This window comes from Lysinibacillus sp. ACHW1.5 (assembly GCF_022014815.1).
Classification (GTDB): domain Bacteria; phylum Bacillota; class Bacilli; order Bacillales_A; family Planococcaceae; genus Lysinibacillus; species Lysinibacillus capsici.
Genome location: NZ_CP091777.1, coordinates 47,333 through 65,146 on the forward strand (window position 1 = coordinate 47,333; position 17,814 = coordinate 65,146).

15 protein-coding genes, 1 tRNA gene, 3 rRNA genes and 1 other RNA gene are annotated in these 17,814 nt (G+C 40.9%); 17 read left to right on the forward strand and 3 right to left on the reverse strand.

Annotated features, from left to right (window positions below; all coding sequences use genetic code 11):
* Window positions 1-12 precede the first annotated feature (12 nt).
* The 3 genes from L6W14_RS00200 to L6W14_RS00210 all read right to left on the reverse strand — a co-directional run bounded on the left by L6W14_RS00200 (window position 13) and on the right by L6W14_RS00210 (window position 2,370).
* Complete coding sequence (locus L6W14_RS00200) at window positions 13-891, reverse strand: response regulator (RefSeq protein ID WP_048391012.1); 879 nt, start codon at window positions 889-891, stop codon at window positions 13-15.
* Window positions 892-2,151 (reverse strand): sensor histidine kinase, encoded by a 1,260-nt coding sequence (locus L6W14_RS00205; RefSeq protein ID WP_131522641.1) that lies wholly within the window; start codon window positions 2,149-2,151, stop codon window positions 892-894.
* Between the two features lie 126 nt (window positions 2,152-2,277).
* Window positions 2,278-2,370: transfer RNA gene (locus L6W14_RS00210), tRNA-Ser, on the reverse strand.
* A gap of 168 nt (window positions 2,371-2,538) precedes the next feature.
* Here L6W14_RS00210 and ffs point away from each other — a divergent pair.
* The 17 genes from ffs to yabA all read left to right on the forward strand — a co-directional run bounded on the left by ffs (window position 2,539) and on the right by yabA (window position 17,812).
* An RNA gene (ffs, locus tag L6W14_RS00215) (signal recognition particle sRNA large type) lies at window positions 2,539-2,806 on the forward strand.
* Between the two features lie 141 nt (window positions 2,807-2,947).
* Window positions 2,948-4,732, forward strand: coding sequence for a DNA polymerase III subunit gamma/tau (dnaX, locus tag L6W14_RS00220; protein WP_237898984.1), 1,785 nt, complete (start codon window positions 2,948-2,950; stop codon window positions 4,730-4,732).
* 20 nt (window positions 4,733-4,752) lie between these two features.
* Window positions 4,753-5,067 (forward strand): YbaB/EbfC family nucleoid-associated protein, encoded by a 315-nt coding sequence (locus tag L6W14_RS00225; protein WP_004233957.1) that lies wholly within the window; start codon window positions 4,753-4,755, stop codon window positions 5,065-5,067.
* An 11-nt stretch (window positions 5,068-5,078) separates the two neighbouring features.
* Window positions 5,079-5,675, forward strand: a complete 597-nt coding sequence (recR, locus tag L6W14_RS00230; RefSeq protein ID WP_048391017.1) for a recombination mediator RecR — start codon at window positions 5,079-5,081, stop codon at window positions 5,673-5,675.
* 13 nt (window positions 5,676-5,688) lie between these two features.
* Window positions 5,689-5,904, forward strand: a complete 216-nt coding sequence (locus L6W14_RS00235) for a YaaL family protein (RefSeq protein ID WP_004233954.1) — start codon at window positions 5,689-5,691, stop codon at window positions 5,902-5,904.
* A gap of 75 nt (window positions 5,905-5,979) precedes the next feature.
* Complete coding sequence (locus L6W14_RS00240; RefSeq protein ID WP_048391019.1) at window positions 5,980-6,252, forward strand: pro-sigmaK processing inhibitor BofA family protein; 273 nt, start codon at window positions 5,980-5,982, stop codon at window positions 6,250-6,252.
* Between the two features lie 282 nt (window positions 6,253-6,534).
* Window positions 6,535-8,086: ribosomal RNA gene (locus L6W14_RS00245) — 16S ribosomal RNA — on the forward strand.
* 180 nt (window positions 8,087-8,266) lie between these two features.
* Window positions 8,267-11,194 (forward strand): 23S ribosomal RNA (locus tag L6W14_RS00250).
* A gap of 70 nt (window positions 11,195-11,264) precedes the next feature.
* Window positions 11,265-11,380 (forward strand): 5S ribosomal RNA (gene rrf / locus L6W14_RS00255).
* Together the 16S, 23S and 5S rRNA genes form the textbook arrangement of a ribosomal RNA operon.
* Before the next feature lie 105 nt (window positions 11,381-11,485).
* Complete coding sequence (locus L6W14_RS00260; protein WP_237898987.1) at window positions 11,486-11,923, forward strand: SRPBCC family protein; 438 nt, start codon at window positions 11,486-11,488, stop codon at window positions 11,921-11,923.
* A 270-nt stretch (window positions 11,924-12,193) separates the two neighbouring features.
* The gene (locus L6W14_RS00265) at window positions 12,194-13,627 is read left to right on the forward strand and encodes an aminotransferase class I/II-fold pyridoxal phosphate-dependent enzyme (protein WP_237898993.1); all 1,434 of its coding nucleotides are present in this window, start codon (window positions 12,194-12,196) and stop codon (window positions 13,625-13,627) included.
* Window positions 13,628-13,644: 17 nt separating this feature from the next.
* The gene (gene tmk / locus L6W14_RS00270; RefSeq protein WP_131522710.1) at window positions 13,645-14,274 is read left to right on the forward strand and encodes a dTMP kinase; all 630 of its coding nucleotides are present in this window, start codon (window positions 13,645-13,647) and stop codon (window positions 14,272-14,274) included.
* 312 nt (window positions 14,275-14,586) lie between these two features.
* Window positions 14,587-14,916, forward strand: coding sequence for a cyclic-di-AMP receptor (locus L6W14_RS00275; RefSeq protein WP_004229230.1), 330 nt, complete (start codon window positions 14,587-14,589; stop codon window positions 14,914-14,916).
* 108 nt (window positions 14,917-15,024) lie between these two features.
* Complete coding sequence (locus L6W14_RS00280) at window positions 15,025-15,465, forward strand: YaaR family protein (protein ID WP_131522709.1); 441 nt, start codon at window positions 15,025-15,027, stop codon at window positions 15,463-15,465.
* A 150-nt stretch (window positions 15,466-15,615) separates the two neighbouring features.
* Window positions 15,616-16,620 (forward strand): DNA polymerase III subunit delta', encoded by a 1,005-nt coding sequence (holB, locus tag L6W14_RS00285; protein WP_048395429.1) that lies wholly within the window; start codon window positions 15,616-15,618, stop codon window positions 16,618-16,620.
* A complete protein-coding gene (locus L6W14_RS00290; protein ID WP_048395431.1) occupies window positions 16,613-17,428 on the forward strand; it encodes a PSP1 domain-containing protein in 816 nt (271 codons plus the stop codon). The genes holB and L6W14_RS00290 overlap by 8 nt, the downstream gene beginning before the upstream one ends.
* 27 nt (window positions 17,429-17,455) lie before the next feature.
* Entirely contained in the window at window positions 17,456-17,812 is a 357-nt protein-coding gene (yabA, locus tag L6W14_RS00295) for a DNA replication initiation control protein YabA (RefSeq protein WP_004229222.1), read from the forward strand.
* Window positions 17,813-17,814: the final 2 nt, after the last annotated feature.

Below are 17,814 nucleotides of genomic sequence, written 5' to 3' on the forward strand. Positions count from 1 at the left end.
AATCCGATAAAATTAATTTACTTTTGTTAAAATGTCTGAATATAACACTTGAATAAACTTTTTAATATTTACCTTTGCTTTACGATTATCGTGATCTTCAATCTGTGTCATGAGCTGACGAATTTCTTTAAAATCAAAGTAGCGAGGGGCATAGTACTCGAATTCTGAGTTTGTGTAATCAACAACCCCTAAATTAGCGAGATTAATCATGGCAGCTAATATTGTACGACGCACACGCTGCTCGATGGCTTTACTCTCTTTTAAAATTTCATCTGGCGTAGCCTTGGTCACAGCTGCAATTTCTTCATAAAGCTCTTTTAATGGAGGAAGGGGGGCAATCTTGTGCTGGTGAGCAAGTAATGTTTCTATAATGGCAATGATATCCTCACTACCAATTTCCCCGACAATCCCCATATCATTCAAAATAGATTGAATATGGTCTCGTGATGTAGCTTTATGAGTCTTTTGTTCACTTAACTCAATATTTGTAAGTGATTGACGTATCACTAATAGTGAATTTTTAAGTCGAAATTGTTCAGTTGTTTTTTTCAAAACATTTTCGACTTCAATACGATTGATTGGTTTATGAATGAAGAAATCAATTCCTTGCTCATATGCTTCGCCAACCATTTCCTTATTCACTACCTGTGAAATCATAATAAATTGTCCCTCGAAACGATTTTGCATAAGTTGTTCCACAGTTGCTATGCCATCAAGCTTAGGCATCAGTAAATCAATAAGCACAAACTCTGGCTGTGTCATTAAAATTTGTGGAATGGCATCCTCACCATTGCGAGCCTCACCAATAACTGTTCCTAACCCGCTATCTTCAATAATTTGCTTTAACATAACACGACTTGCACGATCATCATCTACAATAAAATACCTCATTTAAGTCTCTCCCGTTTGAATAGTTTGCGTAGGAATTATGATTTTAAACGTTGTGTATTGATTGTTTGATTCAACGGTTATTGAGCCTTTTAATTTTTCTACTAGTTCAGCAACATGTGAAAGCCCAATGCCAGTTGCTGCAACACCATCAACATTGAATTTAGTGGTGTATCCAGGTTCAAAAATAACAGAAATGTCTGCTTGTGAAATCCCTTGTCCATTATCACATACTGTTATTACAGTATTATCCTCTTGGCGCTTAATAGCAATAGAAATGATCCCTTGCTTTTCAATAGCCTCAACAGCATTGGCTGATAAATTATTTAATAGAGCAAGCAGTGCAATATGATCTTTCGTTTGAAAATCGAAGTCTATACATGTATTAAATTGTATTTCCTTACCGAGTAATTCTGCATATTTCCTATTACCTTCTTCAATATAATGCAATAATTCAGATAATACGAAAGGGCCAAAGCTCTTTTCACCGACAATCTTTGAAATCCCAGCATATATCCGTTGAGAATCCTTTTTCACTTCATGGATTTCCTGGGCAATATGAAGTGCTTGTAAACTCTCGGATCGAAAACCTTGCGTCTTTAACTGACGATATAATTCATAACCACTACCTGTAATCGTTTCAATATGATTCATTGATTTTTTTAAATATAGTGTCTCCACATAGAGGTCAGATCCAATATTCAGCATTTCTTGTACCCGTTTTTTTTGTTCCGCTACCAAAATAGAGCTATAAATCCCTACTACAAAAAAGCTTCGTAATAATGCTACTGCTAATAGGATCAAGAGATCATGGAGAAATAAAAAAGTATATGTTTGGACAAAAAAGCGGAAAATTTGTTCAGCTAAATTACTGATGACCTCACTAAAAGCAACGAGTAAACCAAGTTTTAGTGGTTTTTCTCTGTATTGTTGAATATCTAAAACTTGCAGGCATACTGCAAACAATACATAAAATAAACCGGCTGGTAAATGGTTAAATATACTCTCGGCAATCGGAACATCATGTAATGTCGAATTAATAACCCGAAAAATAGTTGTCACAATACTGGTAGCTACACCAGCTAAAATAATTGGTGTAGGTTTAATTAATGTGCATAAAAAGAAGACAATTGTTCCTAAACCAAAACGGAAAGTTGTATTAGCAAAAGGCATAATTTTAATTTCACTACCTATTGCAGTCATAACAGCAATAATGAAAATCCAAGTAAGGGAAGCACGTGTCATAAGTAATTTCGATTGCAATTTAACAACCTCCCATCATTGATATAATAAAAAATACCACAACCGAGGCGGAAGTGGTATCTAACAAGTAATACATACAATTTAGGCAAAAAAAAACGGCTACATTCGTAGTCGGAAATTTAAAACTGGAGGAGGTAGAGGGATTCGAACCCCCGCGCGGTGTTACCCGCCTGTCGGTTTTCAAGACCGATCCCTTCAGCCAGACTTGGGTATACCTCCATGTTATATTGCTTTACTGTCTTATCGACAAAAATAAATTTATCATAACTAGAAACGAACGTCAAGATAATTTTTGAAAAAATATATATTGTTTAAATCGTCACTTAGAAATAAATAATTTGTGCATTAAGTTGCATTTTATACAAACAGTCAGTATACTAGTTATTGCCGTGCTAGGTGGGAAGGTAGCGGTGTCCTGTAACTCGCAATCCGCTCTAGCGAGACTGAATTCCTTTTTCGAGGCTGTCCGTATTGTTTGGTCTGCCTTTTGCACGTAGTGTTGACGATTGGGTCCTGCGCAATGGATACCCATGAACCATGTCAGGTCCGGAAGGAAGCAGCATTAAGTGGTCTTATTCATGTGCCGCGGGGTTGCCTAATCTGAGCTAACGACAAGAGTAACGCTTATGTGCGGCTGTCAAGGAAAGGTGCACGGCATTAAATTGCCAATTCAAAGCATCCGTCTATTATAGGCGGATGCTTTTTTATTTTAAATTTAGCAACTTCATTTTCTATATAATGCAGCAAATGCTATAATAAAAGTATTCAATTAAATGGAGAAGGAGAGAGGAAATCAGTGACGTATCAAGCATTTTACCGTGTGTATCGACCGCAATCTTTTCGAGAAATGTCTGGTCAAACACATGTCAAAAGAACGCTACAAAATGCTCTCCTAGCAAATAAAACAACACATGCTTACTTGTTTTCTGGGCCCCGTGGTACAGGGAAAACAAGTACTGCTAAAATCTTTGCGAAGGCCTTGAATTGTGAACATGCACCGTCGAAAGAGCCGTGTAATGAATGTGCTACATGCATAAGTATTACAGATGGTTCACATCCAGATGTCATTGAATTTGATGCAGCCTCAAATTCACGTGTTGAAGAGATTAGGGATATCATAGAAAAGGTTCGTTTTGCTCCCGCAAGCAGTAGATATAAGGTGTACATCATAGACGAAGTGCATATGCTTTCTACAAGCGCTTTTAACGCTCTTTTAAAAACGTTGGAAGAACCACCTCCTCATGCTGTGTTTATTTTAGCAACTACAGAGCCTCATAAATTGCCTGCTACGATCATTTCTCGTTGTCAGCGCTTTGATTTTAAACGACTTTCTACTAATGATATTATTGAACGTATGAAGGTTGTTTTAGAAGATATTGACTTACCATATGAAGAACAAGGTTTAAAGGTGATTGCACAATCAGCCGCAGGGGGAATGCGTGATGCTTTAAGCTTATTGGACCAAGTTGTGTCTTTTAGCGGCGAAAAATTAAAACTTGAGGATACGTTATTAGTGACAGGTTCTATTAGTCAGGATGTTTTTTATGATCTAGCAGAGGCACTCAAAGTAAAAGATGTTGCGCAAATGCTTGCCCTTTTAGAGCAACTGATAGCTGACGGTAAGGACCCTTTGCGGCTCTCAGAGGATTTAATTACATTTTTCCGCGATTTATTATTACTTCAAACAAGTGATGATTTAGCTGAACTTTTAGAGCTTGTATCTCCTGAGGAACGTGTATTCACTTTAGCACACGAATTTGCACCAAATATGCTTTATGGGTATATTGATATACTTGCAAAGACACAGCAAGAGATGCGTTTCTCTCACCATACCAAAATTTATTTAGAGACGGCTTTGCTTAAAATGGTACAGTTTTCAGGAGGGATAGCCCATCAAACGGTGACTACAAATGAAATGGGAGAAAACCCTGATCTCACTCAAAAAATTGTAGCTCTTGAACAGCTGGTTCAGCAACTTTCCTTACAACTGCAAACGGGGACTCCAGTGCAAACGCCGACAGCACAAAAAGAGCAACGGCCCCGAGCTAAAAGTCCGAATGGTTATAAAGCACCTACAGGTCGTATTCAGGAAGTGCTGAAAGATGCCACAAAGCAAGATGTACAACGTATTAAGTCCATTTGGGCGCAAGCCCTAAGTCAAATGCAAAAATCACAATCTGCTCTTTTAGCAGAAGCCGAACCTGTTGCGGCATCTTCAAGTGCTTTTGTGTTAAAATTCAAGTATGATATTCATTGTCAGATGGTTGCCGACAACCAGTCTTTAAAGGCTCACTTTACACAATTAATTGCAGGGCAAACTGGTACAATGTACGAGATGCTATGTATACCAGAAGAATCATGGTTAAAAATGCGTGAAGAGTTTATTCGTGATCATGGTCTGCAGCAAAAGAAATCACAGACTGAAGCAGAGCATGGAGAAGAATTATTAGAGCCACCACCGGCAGAAATGCCAGAAGAACCATTTATCGATGATGCTCAACCTCTTGCTTCACAAGATCCACTTGTGACAGAGGCTGAAAAGCTCTTCGGTAAAGATTTTGTTGAAATTATTGAAGATTAAATTTTTAGGAGGAAACATTTATGCGTGGAATGGGAAATATGCAAGGTATGATGAAAAAAATGCAAAAAATGCAAAAGGAAATGATGGAGGCTCAAGAAGCTTTAAATGCTGAGCAATTCGAAGGTGTTGCAGGCGGCGGTATGGTGAAAGTAACAGTTTCAGGTCAGCGTGAAGTAGTTTCAGTAAATCTAGATGAATCTGTAGTAGACCCAGAAGACATCGAAATGCTACAAGACCTAATTGTTATTGCAACAAATGAAGCGCTGAAAAAAGTAGAAGAAAAAACAAACTCGACTATGGGTAAATTCACGCAAGGCTTAAACCTTCCATTCTAGGAGGTATTCATATGTACTACCCAGAACCAATATCTAAATTGATCGATAGTTTTATGAAATTGCCAGGTATCGGGCCGAAAACTGCGGCTCGTCTGGCGTTTTTTGTGTTAACAATGAAGGAAGATGATGTATTATCTTTCTCTAAAGCACTGATTGATGCTAAACGAAACCTAAGCTACTGTTCTGTTTGTGGCAATATAACGGATGTCGATCCATGTCACATATGTACAGATAAGCAGCGAGATCATTCTATTATTTGTGTTGTACAAGATACAAAAGATGTGATTGCAATGGAAAAAATGCGTGACTACAACGGTATGTACCATGTACTTCAAGGTGCTATTTCACCAATGGATGGTATTGGTCCAGAAGACATTAATGTTGCTTCTTTGCTAGTGCGCTTGCAAGATGAAAGTGTCCAAGAACTTATTTTAGCTACAAATTCAACAATCGAGGGTGAGGCAACCGCTATGTACATTTCTCGCCTTGTCAAACCGTCAGGTATCCGTACAACCCGTATTGCTCATGGATTGCCAGTAGGTGGAGATCTAGAATACGCAGATGAGGTTACGCTATCTAAGGCAATGGAAGGAAGACGCGAGTTATGAGTGAGGGATTAGTATGTTCTTCCGTAGTAAAGGGAAATTAAAAAAAGAATTTGATGATAAGCTTGTGAATCTGATTAAAGAAACAAAAGAAGATTTACAGCAGGCAAAGATAATAGAAGAATTAATGGATGATTATGACCTAGGTGTAATTGCTCAACGCAAAACAGCAGAAAGTATTCATTTCTATTTGTTTAAGGAAGCTAGAATTCGTAAGGTACTAATAAAATAGTTCTTTGTAAAATAATCATAGAAGCAAAACAGGAAACATAAACTTTCATAATTATTTAATTGAGGAGGCAACTATATGTCTGGGTTAGTAATTATGAGTATTTGTATTCCTGTCGGGCTTCTTTTTCTTTATGTAATAATAAGACATGCTAAATTGGGTAAAATCTTAGAAGGATTATCGGTGTTTTGGTTTAGATTTGCATTTGCTTTTCTACTATTATTCGTAATCCATTTAGGTATAGGTTATATAGGATATAATGTGCCAATCAATCTGTTTTCTGTCTTAACAATCGCTGTTTTAGGTATTCCTGGTGTCTTAGGAATAACGGCTTTAATATTTATTTTATAAAAGGCTTGCAATATAAAAAGATTATGGTATAGTTATAAAAGTCGCTAATACAACTGATTGAAACAAAAAAATAATTTCAAAATTATTGTTGACACGGTGTGTAGTGCATGATATTATATAAGAGTTGCTGCTGAAACAGCGGTGAACGAAATGAACCTTGAAAACTGAACAAGCAAAACGTAATCAATAAAGTTTTAAGTAGCTAGTTTTGCTAGTGAACGAAACACAATTTTGGACATCAAACATGATGCCAGCAAAACAATTTGAGCTAATCAAATTTCTTTTATGGAGAGTTTGATCCTGGCTCAGGACGAACGCTGGCGGCGTGCCTAATACATGCAAGTCGAGCGAACAGAAAAGGAGCTTGCTCCTTTGACGTTAGCGGCGGACGGGTGAGTAACACGTGGGCAACCTACCCTATAGTTTGGGATAACTCCGGGAAACCGGGGCTAATACCGAATAATCTCTTTTGCTTCATGGCAAGAGACTGAAAGACGGTTTCGGCTGTCGCTATAGGATGGGCCCGCGGCGCATTAGCTAGTTGGTGAGGTAACGGCTCACCAAGGCGACGATGCGTAGCCGACCTGAGAGGGTGATCGGCCACACTGGGACTGAGACACGGCCCAGACTCCTACGGGAGGCAGCAGTAGGGAATCTTCCACAATGGGCGAAAGCCTGATGGAGCAACGCCGCGTGAGTGAAGAAGGTTTTCGGATCGTAAAACTCTGTTGTAAGGGAAGAACAAGTACAGTAGTAACTGGCTGTACCTTGACGGTACCTTATTAGAAAGCCACGGCTAACTACGTGCCAGCAGCCGCGGTAATACGTAGGTGGCAAGCGTTGTCCGGAATTATTGGGCGTAAAGCGCGCGCAGGCGGTCCTTTAAGTCTGATGTGAAAGCCCACGGCTCAACCGTGGAGGGTCATTGGAAACTGGGGGACTTGAGTGCAGAAGAGGAAAGTGGAATTCCAAGTGTAGCGGTGAAATGCGTAGAGATTTGGAGGAACACCAGTGGCGAAGGCGACTTTCTGGTCTGTAACTGACGCTGAGGCGCGAAAGCGTGGGGAGCAAACAGGATTAGATACCCTGGTAGTCCACGCCGTAAACGATGAGTGCTAAGTGTTAGGGGGTTTCCGCCCCTTAGTGCTGCAGCTAACGCATTAAGCACTCCGCCTGGGGAGTACGGTCGCAAGACTGAAACTCAAAGGAATTGACGGGGGCCCGCACAAGCGGTGGAGCATGTGGTTTAATTCGAAGCAACGCGAAGAACCTTACCAGGTCTTGACATCCCGTTGACCACTGTAGAGATATAGTTTCCCCTTCGGGGGCAACGGTGACAGGTGGTGCATGGTTGTCGTCAGCTCGTGTCGTGAGATGTTGGGTTAAGTCCCGCAACGAGCGCAACCCTTGATCTTAGTTGCCATCATTTAGTTGGGCACTCTAAGGTGACTGCCGGTGACAAACCGGAGGAAGGTGGGGATGACGTCAAATCATCATGCCCCTTATGACCTGGGCTACACACGTGCTACAATGGACGATACAAACGGTTGCCAACTCGCGAGAGGGAGCTAATCCGATAAAGTCGTTCTCAGTTCGGATTGTAGGCTGCAACTCGCCTACATGAAGCCGGAATCGCTAGTAATCGCGGATCAGCATGCCGCGGTGAATACGTTCCCGGGCCTTGTACACACCGCCCGTCACACCACGAGAGTTTGTAACACCCGAAGTCGGTGAGGTAACCTTTTGGAGCCAGCCGCCGAAGGTGGGATAGATGATTGGGGTGAAGTCGTAACAAGGTAGCCGTATCGGAAGGTGCGGCTGGATCACCTCCTTTCTAAGGATTATTTCGGAATACAAACCTTGGGTTTGTAAGATTACGTTTTGCGTTCAGTTTTGAAGGTTCATTCTTCTGAATGAAACACTTCAAAACTTGTTCTTTGAAAACTGGATAAAACGACATTGAAATTGTAACAAACACATTTATTTTTTAAGTTTTTTATAGGCTTAATAACTTGGTTAAGTTATTAAGGGCGCACGGCGAATGCCTTGGCACTAGGAGCCGAAGAAGGACGGCACTAACACCGATATGCTTCGGGGAGCTGTAAGTGAGCTTTGATCCGGAGATTTCCGAATGGGGGAACCCACTACGTTTAATCGCGTAGTATCTTGACGTGAATACATAGCGTCTTGAAGGCAGACCCAGGGAACTGAAACATCTAAGTACCTGGAGGAAGAGAAAGAAAAATCGATTCCCTGAGTAGCGGCGAGCGAAACGGGAAGAGCCCAAACCAAGAGGCTTGCCTCTTGGGGTTGTAGGACACTCTATACGGAGTTACAAAAGAGCGAGTTAGATGAAGCGACTTGGAAAGGTCCGCCAGAGCAGGTAAAAGCCCTGTAGTCGAAAGTTCGTTCTCTCCTGAGTGGATCCTGAGTACGGCGGAACACGTGAAATTCCGTCGGAATCCGGGAGGACCATCTCCCAAGGCTAAATACTACCTAGTGACCGATAGTGAACCAGTACCGTGAGGGAAAGGTGAAAAGCACCCCGGAAGGGGAGTGAAAGAGATCCTGAAACCGTGTGCCTACAAGTAGTTAGAGCCCGTTAATGGGTGATAGCGTGCCTTTTGTAGAATGAACCGGCGAGTTACGATTACGTGCGAGGTTAAGCTTTAGAAGGCGGAGCCGCAGCGAAAGCGAGTCTGAATAGGGCGAAATAGTACGTGGTCGTAGACCCGAAACCAGGTGATCTACCCATGTCCAGGGTGAAGGTGAGGTAACACTTACTGGAGGCCCGAACCCACGCACGTTGAAAAGTGCGGGGATGAGGTGTGGGTAGCGGAGAAATTCCAATCGAACTTGGAGATAGCTGGTTCTCTCCGAAATAGCTTTAGGGCTAGCCTCGTGATGAGAATACTGGAGGTAGAGCACTGTTTGGACTAGGGGGCCATCCCGGTTTACCGAATTCAGACAAACTCCGAATGCCAGATATTTATACACGGGAGTCAGACTGCGAGTGATAAGATCCGTAGTCAAAAGGGAAACAGCCCAGACCACCAGCTAAGGTCCCAAAGTAATCGTTAAGTGGAAAAGGATGTGGCGTTGCACAGACAACCAGGATGTTGGCTTAGAAGCAGCCATCATTTAAAGAGTGCGTAATAGCTCACTGGTCGAGTGACGCTGCGCCGAAAATGTATCGGGGCTAAACGATTCACCGAAGCTGTGGATTGACATCTACGATGTCAGTGGTAGGAGAGCGTTCTAAGTGCGTTGAAGTCAGATCGGAAGGACTGGTGGAGCGCTTAGAAGTGAGAATGCCGGTATGAGTAGCGAAAGACGGGTGAGAATCCCGTCCACCGTATGACTAAGGTTTCCTGAGGAAGGCTCGTCCGCTCAGGGTTAGTCGGGACCTAAGCCGAGGCCGATAGGCGTAGGCGATGGACAACAGGTTGATATTCCTGTACCACCTCCTCACCGTTTGAGAAATGGGGGGACGCAGTAGGATAGGGTAAGCGCGCCGTTGGTTGTGCGCGTCCAAGCAGTAAGGCGTGTGTGTAGGCAAATCCGCACACTGTAACGTTGAGCTGTGATGGCGAGTCCGTATGGACGAAGTTCCTGATTTCACACTGCCAAGAAAAGCCTCTATCGAGGTGAGAGGTGCCCGTACCGCAAACCGACACAGGTAGTCGAGGAGAGAATCCTAAGGTGTGCGAGAGAACTCTCGTTAAGGAACTCGGCAAAATGACCCCGTAACTTCGGGAGAAGGGGTGCTCTTGAGCGTGCAAGCGCATGAGAGCCGCAGTGAATAGGCCCAGGCGACTGTTTAGCAAAAACACAGGTCTCTGCAAAACCGTAAGGTGACGTATAGGGGCTGACGCCTGCCCGGTGCTGGAAGGTTAAGAGGAGTGGTTAGCGCAAGCGAAGCTGCGAATTGAAGCCCCAGTAAACGGCGGCCGTAACTATAACGGTCCTAAGGTAGCGAAATTCCTTGTCGGGTAAGTTCCGACCCGCACGAAAGGCGTAACGATCTGGGCACTGTCTCAACGAGAGACTCGGTGAAATTATAGTACCTGTGAAGATGCAGGTTACCCGCGACAGGACGGAAAGACCCCGTGGAGCTTTACTGTAGCCTGATATTGAATTTTGGTACAACTTGTACAGGATAGGTAGGAGCCAGAGATCTCGGAGCGCCAGCTTCGAAGGAGGCGTCGGTGGGATACTACCCTGGTTGTATTGAAATTCTAACCCATGCCCCTTAGCGGGGCAGGAGACAGTGTCAGGCGGACAGTTTGACTGGGGCGGTCGCCTCCTAAAAGGTAACGGAGGCGCCCAAAGGTTCCCTCAGAATGGTTGGAAATCATTCGTAGAGTGTAAAGGCACAAGGGAGCTTGACTGCGAGACCTACAAGTCGAGCAGGGTCGAAAGACGGGCTTAGTGATCCGGTGGTTCCGCATGGAAGGGCCATCGCTCAACGGATAAAAGCTACCCCGGGGATAACAGGCTTATCTCCCCCAAGAGTCCACATCGACGGGGAGGTTTGGCACCTCGATGTCGGCTCATCGCATCCTGGGGCTGTAGTCGGTCCCAAGGGTTGGGCTGTTCGCCCATTAAAGCGGTACGCGAGCTGGGTTCAGAACGTCGTGAGACAGTTCGGTCCCTATCCGTCGTGGGCGTAGGAAATTTGAGAGGAGCTGTCCTTAGTACGAGAGGACCGGGATGGACACACCGCTGGTGTACCAGTTGTCTTGCCAAAGGCATCGCTGGGTAGCTATGTGTGGACGGGATAAGTGCTGAAAGCATCTAAGCATGAAGCCCCCCTCAAGATGAGATTTCCCATTACGCAAGTAAGTAAGATCCCTCAAAGACGATGAGGTAGATAGGTTCGAGGTGGAAGTGTGGTGACACATGGAGCTGACGAATACTAATCGATCGAGGACTTAACCAAAAACGTTTGAAGCATTCAATGCACCGTTTATCCAGTTTTGAAAGAATAAATCTTTCAATTAAATACAAAGTCTAGTGATGATGGCAAAGAGGTCACACCCGTTCCCATACCGAACACGGAAGTTAAGCTCTTTAGCGCCGATGGTAGTTGGGGGCTTCCCCCTGTGAGAGTAGGACGTCGCTAGGCAAAAAAGTAACCACTGAGAAATCAGTGGTTTTTTTGTGTGTTTTGAAATTTGGAAAATGTTAAAGTTTAATAGAGTGATCAAAATATTCAAAGGGGTGTAATAGAATGGCAACAGGACAATATAGTAAGGTAATCAATATACAGAAAAATAAATTAGAGGGCTTTATTCATAATAAGGAACAATGGGCAGTTTTAATACCAGGTTACTTACATCACGAATTACTAAATGAAGATGATATGATCTGGGTCTTCCAAGGAGACTTTGGCTTAATTCAGAAAGCTGTTAAAGTAAAACTTAAAGTACAAAAATCAGAAGCTCATCAAATACAGTTTGATTTAGAGGGTTTATCTGATCCGATAAATGGTAATGGCTCTTTTGAAATCATACAAGATCAAAATGATTCACTACAACTCACTGGTAATTTAACAATGAAAGCTAGTGGATTTTTAGCAGGAATGATGAATCCAGTATTAGATAATTTTGTACCTCGACTGGTTGAGCAATTAGTGGAAGCAATGGCCATTCAAGCATTACAAGATTAGTTATATGGAAATATTGGTGAACCGATTTTGACAGAGAACAGCAATAATCGGTTTTATTTTAATAAGTAAGTCTTACTGCTGCAAAAAAAGATGGTTTGGGTCTAGATGACTCTATTTTTGAGTGAGGCGTCAACGATAATGCCATCAAGCTGTGGTTAATTTTGATGAAAGGGTTTGTTTATTAAATAAAAAGTGGATTACCTAGCGGAGGGATAGCTTTTTTCTCTCCTTATAATTTCGTATAATTAAAAGAGAATCTAACGAAAATGGGTGTTTGTTTTGCAAAAGAAAAAACCAATTATAGAAGGGTTAGAACGTTTTCGACAGCAACAAAATATTTCTTTTCATGTCCCAGGTCATAAGCATGGCGAACTATCCCACCTTCCACAAGCATTTAAGGATGTAATGCGTTATGATGTAACGGAGTTATCTGGATTAGATGATCTACATTACCCTGAGGAAATGATATTAGAAGGCGAAAATTTATTGGCAGATACATATGGAGCAACAAAGAGTTTCTTTTTAGTAGGAGGGTCTACTGTTGGCAATTTAGCAATGATTTATGCTACTTGTAACAAAGGCGATACCATTATTGTTCAGCGTAATGCACATAAATCAATTTTCCATGCTATTGAACTTGTTGGGGCTAAGCCAATTTTTGTGTCTCCGCTATGGGATGAACGGACAATGTCGGCGACACATGTAACTTATAGAGATTTAAAAGAAGCCGTAGAAAATTATTCAGAGGCGAAAGCAGTCGTTTTAACATATCCTACTTATTATGGGATGACTTCGAATGAAATACAGCAACAAATTGCTTATTGTCATGAGAGGGGAATACCTGTATTGGTTGATGAAGCACATGGCGCTCATTTTAATGCATGTACGCTATTTCAGCTATCTGCATTGACACTTGGTGCAGACGTTGTTGTGCAATCAGCTCATAAGACTCTACCTGCTATGACGATGGCTTCATTTATGCATGTTAAGTCGGAATTGATAGAGGCTGACAAAATACATCATTACTTACGCATGTTACAATCTAGTAGTCCATCTTACTTATTATTAGCATCATTAGATGATGCTCGCTATTATGTACAGACATATATGGAGAGTGATGGGGCATATATAATAGAAAAAAAGAATCAATGGGTAGATGCATTACGAGCAATTGGAACATTAGAAGTAATTGAAGTAGATGATCCACTTAAAGTATTGTTACGTGTTAATGGTTATAGTGGCTTTCAATTACAGGAGGCATTAGAGGCAAAGCATGTGTATGGAGAACTTGCAGATGCCAATCAGGTTTTATTTGTGTTACCTTTGCTGAAGCAAGGACATACCTACCCATTTGCTGAAATCAGGGTTCGTATAAAAGAGGCTATAACAACGTTACTAAACACAGCTAAATCAGATAGCATAACGGCCTCTCAAACAGCCTATCATTTTGTACCGATTACTGAGCCTGTATATACTTTTAATGAGGTTGCATCATTAAAGAAAGAATGGTTACCATATATGCGTACAATGGGGCGAATTTCAGCGAATATGATCATTCCTTATCCACCTGGTATACCATTATTAGTACCAGGAGAAAGAATAACAGTAGCTAAGTTAAGTCAATTGGAAGAGCTACTAGCAGCAGGTGCAACATTCCAGGGGAATCATCGTTTAGCAGAAAAAATGATTCAGGTTATTAAATAGTTGGAGGCAATAACAGCATGAATAGCAATTTATTTATTACATTTGAAGGACCAGAGGGAGCAGGGAAAACAACGGTCATTCAAATGATAGCAGAGCGATTAACAAAAAATAATATTGAAGTTCTAGCAACAAGAGAACCAGGTGGAATTGAGATTGCGGAAAAAATAAGAACGATTATTTTAAATCCTGCACATACTGCTATGGATGAACGAACAGAAGCATTGTTATATGCTGCAGCAAGAAGTCAGCATTATTTTGAAAAAGTACGTCCTGCATTAGATGCAGGGAAGTTAGTGATATGTGACCGTTTTATCGATTCCTCTTTAGCCTATCAAGGATATGCAAGAGGTATAGGTGTCAATGAGGTGCTTTCTATTAATGAATTTGCTATTGGAAAGAAATTACCTGACGTGACCATCCTATTTGATCTTGCTCCAGAGGTTGGCTTAGCGCGTATTCATGCAACTGGCAATCGGGAAGTAAACCGCTTAGATGTTGAAAGCTTGGCGTTTCATCAGAAGGTACGTGAAGGATATTTACAATTAGTAGAGCAGTATCCAGAGCGAATACGTGTAGTCAACGCGGATCAAGATATTGAAAATGTTGTGGAAGATGTATGGTCATTATTATTGGAAGCAATGCAGTAAATGCATGAAGTTGTCTACAACAATGTGATATAATGATACTATCCATTAATTTATCTTCACTAAGAGGGCATCATTGGTAAAAGTACCTCTTAGGTCTGACACGCCTTCGTGTAGATACATTATGTGTTTAGGGAACCTTGTAGATGTCTCTTTTAAAACTTTCTTATAGAGTTTTTGTGTCAACATGATGATGTTCCTCTAGTTTAACAGAAGTTTAAACTTCCGATGAACTAAGATAAATATTTATAAGCTAAGGCTTAAGAATAGAATTGAAATCTATCTAGGTGAATTTTATAAAAGGGGTGAGTGCGAATGAAGTTAGTCGTAGCTGTAGTGCAAGATCAGGATAGCAGCCGCTTATCAAATGCTTTAACGAAAAATCAGTTTCGCGCAACTAAATTAGCGAGCACAGGAGGATTTTTACGTTCAGGAAATACGACATTTCTTATAGGAACTGAAGACTCTCTCATACCCAAACTTTTAGATATTATTCGGGATAATTGTCGGGCAAGAGAGCAAATGGTTGCACCCGTTTCTCCGTTAGGAGGAAATGCTGATTCCTATATACCTTACCCTGTGGAGGTAGAGGTGGGAGGAGCTACCGTATTTGTTTTACCGATTGAACAATTCCATCATTTTTAAAAAGTAGCCTCCGAAGCTAAAGCATTGATTATTTGTTACTATTAAACATTTTATTTAAAAGCGATTATGCCTAGGAGAATAGATGAAAATTGTGGGGGCGAAACCAGCTTGAAGATTAATCAAGATATACGTGTCGGGGTAAATACAAATCGCAAAGAGCCACTACAAAATAATAATCAAAATAACCGATTTGGAGATATGGTCGTCAAGCAAGGTAATAAGCTGCAAACAGAACAACTCACACGTTTGTTAGGGGATATATCTACTGCAGGGGACCGAGTAGCTAGATCACGTAATTTACGAGAACTTGCTAGGTTTAAAATGCTTGTTAAACGATTTCTACAAGAGACAGTAGAACATGGTATGGAGTTAAAACAATCACATACTTGGAATCGTTTTGGTGAAGGAAGACGTCTGAAAATCATTGAAACCATTGATACACGTCTTGTCGAGCTTGCACAGGATCTCTTAGACGAAGAAAAAGAAGCAATAGATCTTCTTGATAAAATCGGTGAAATTAAAGGCTTACTAATTAATTTATATATGTAAAACCCGTGTCTCGTTCTCATTTAGGCGCGGGCTTTTTTCAAATGTTGATGTGGCTACTCGCCATTAAAGTAAACAACTGTAATGTTTCTTTACAAGAAGTGCAAAAATAGTATCACCTTTTGTTATAGAGACAGGAAGGAATTTAAATGTATGGCCAAGAATGTTGAAGAGCTACTCACACTGCAACCAGTCGTAATGAAGCAGCTTCAAACAATATTTGACAAGAATAGATTAGCACATGCATATATTTTTGATGGCGAAAAAGGGACAGGCAAGGCAGATATTATGCACTTTTTTGTCAAATTAATGTTATGCGAGCAACCAAGTGGAAATGTTCCATGTGAAACATGTCGAAATTGCAAACGTGTAGATTCGGGAAATCATCCAAATATTCATCAAATTTATCCAGATGGTCAATTCATAAAAATTGATCAGATGCGAGAACTTATCGGAGAAATGAAAATGGTGGGTGTAGAAGAAGGACGTAAGATTTATGTGCTTCATCATGCAGACCGTCTTAATACAGCCTCTGCAAATATGATACTTAAATTTTTAGAGGAGCCAGAAGGAGAAGTAACTGCCATATTACTAACTGAGCAAATGCAGTCAATTCTTCCAACTATCCGTTCTCGTTGTCAACATATCAAATTTCAAAAAATGCCACGTCATGTTTTGTTGAAGCATTTACAGGAAAATAATATTTCTCATTCAATGGCCTCAACAGTAAGCATGATGACAAATGAGCTCGAAACAGCGATATTTTTAGCAAATGATGAGCAGTTTGCACTCGCTCGAAAAACAGTGTTAAAATTAGTAGAGGCCATTCGGCAAAATGTACACGAAGCATTGCTTATTGTGCATGAAGAGTGGTTGCCTCACTTTAAAGAAAAAAGCGAGATGGAGCAAGCATTGGATTTACTACTATTTGCTTACCGTGATATAGTGTCAATAAAAGCTAATCCCGAGGCAGCTTGTACTTATCCAGACATGTTACCATTATTTAAAGAAGTTGCGTTATATTCCACTTATGAAAGATTATCAAATCAGATGGAATCTATTTTACAAGCACGCGCCTCTTTACAGCGTAACATGAATAGGACGTTATTGATGGAGCAGTTAATGCTAAATCTGCAGGAGGGATATACATTTGTATAATGTAGTAGGAGTCCGCTTTAAAAAGGCGGGTAAAATATATTATTTTGATCCGGCATCATTTCTACTAGAGGATAGTCAATATGTTATTGTAGAGACAGCCCGCGGTGTAGAGTATGGAAAAGTAGTTGTTCCTCAAAAAGTTGTGGGTGATAATGATGTTGTATTACCACTAAAACAAGTACTCAGACCAGCAGATGATCGTGATCGTATACAAGTAGAGGAAAATGCAGCGGAATCAAAGCGTGCATTTGAGCTCGCTAGTACTAAAATTATAGAGCATAATTTAGAAATGAAACTTGTAGATGTTGAATATACATTTGATCGTAATAAAATTATTTTTTACTTTACAGCTGAAGGACGAGTTGATTTTAGGGATCTAGTAAAAGATTTAGCCTCGGTTTTTAGAACACGTATTGAACTTCGTCAAATTGGTGTGCGTGATGAAGCCAAGCTTTTAGGTGGTATCGGTCCATGTGGTAGAATGCTTTGTTGTTCTACATTTTTGGGTGATTTTGAGCCCGTTTCGATTAAAATGGCTAAAGATCAAAACCTATCATTAAATCCTTCAAAAATATCTGGCCTTTGTGGACGTTTAATGTGTTGCTTAAAGTATGAAAATGATGAATATGAAGAAGCAAAAGAGGGCATGCCAGATGTTGGTGAGATAACAATGACACCAGATGGCCGAGGGAAAGTAGTAGGGCTAAATGTGCTGGAAAGACTTATTCAAGTATATTTACATGAGCAGGAACGCACAGTTGAGTATACACTAGAAGAACTGCTAGCATGCGAAAAAAATCTTATTTAAGATAGAGAATTTAACGAGGTGGCTTGGGTGAAGGACCGTAATTTCTTAGATACCGTTATGGAGTTCGAACAACAGCTCGAAGCAATGCAGGAGCAATTTGGTGCATTGAAACAATTTGTAGCGTTAATGATGGAAGAGCATAAGGCGCTTGAAACAGAAAATCATCACCTACGTACACGTCTAGAAGAACTACTTTCTAATACAAACTCCGTACAAGCTGCTGAAGTAAAGAAAGAGAGTCCGCTAGATATTGGTGAGGGATATGATAACTTAGCTCGCCTCTACCAAGAGGGCTTCCATGTTTGCCATGTTCATTTTGGAAGTTCACGTAAGGGTGAGGATTGTCTGTTTTGTCTATCATTTTTAAATAAACAAAATGTGTAATA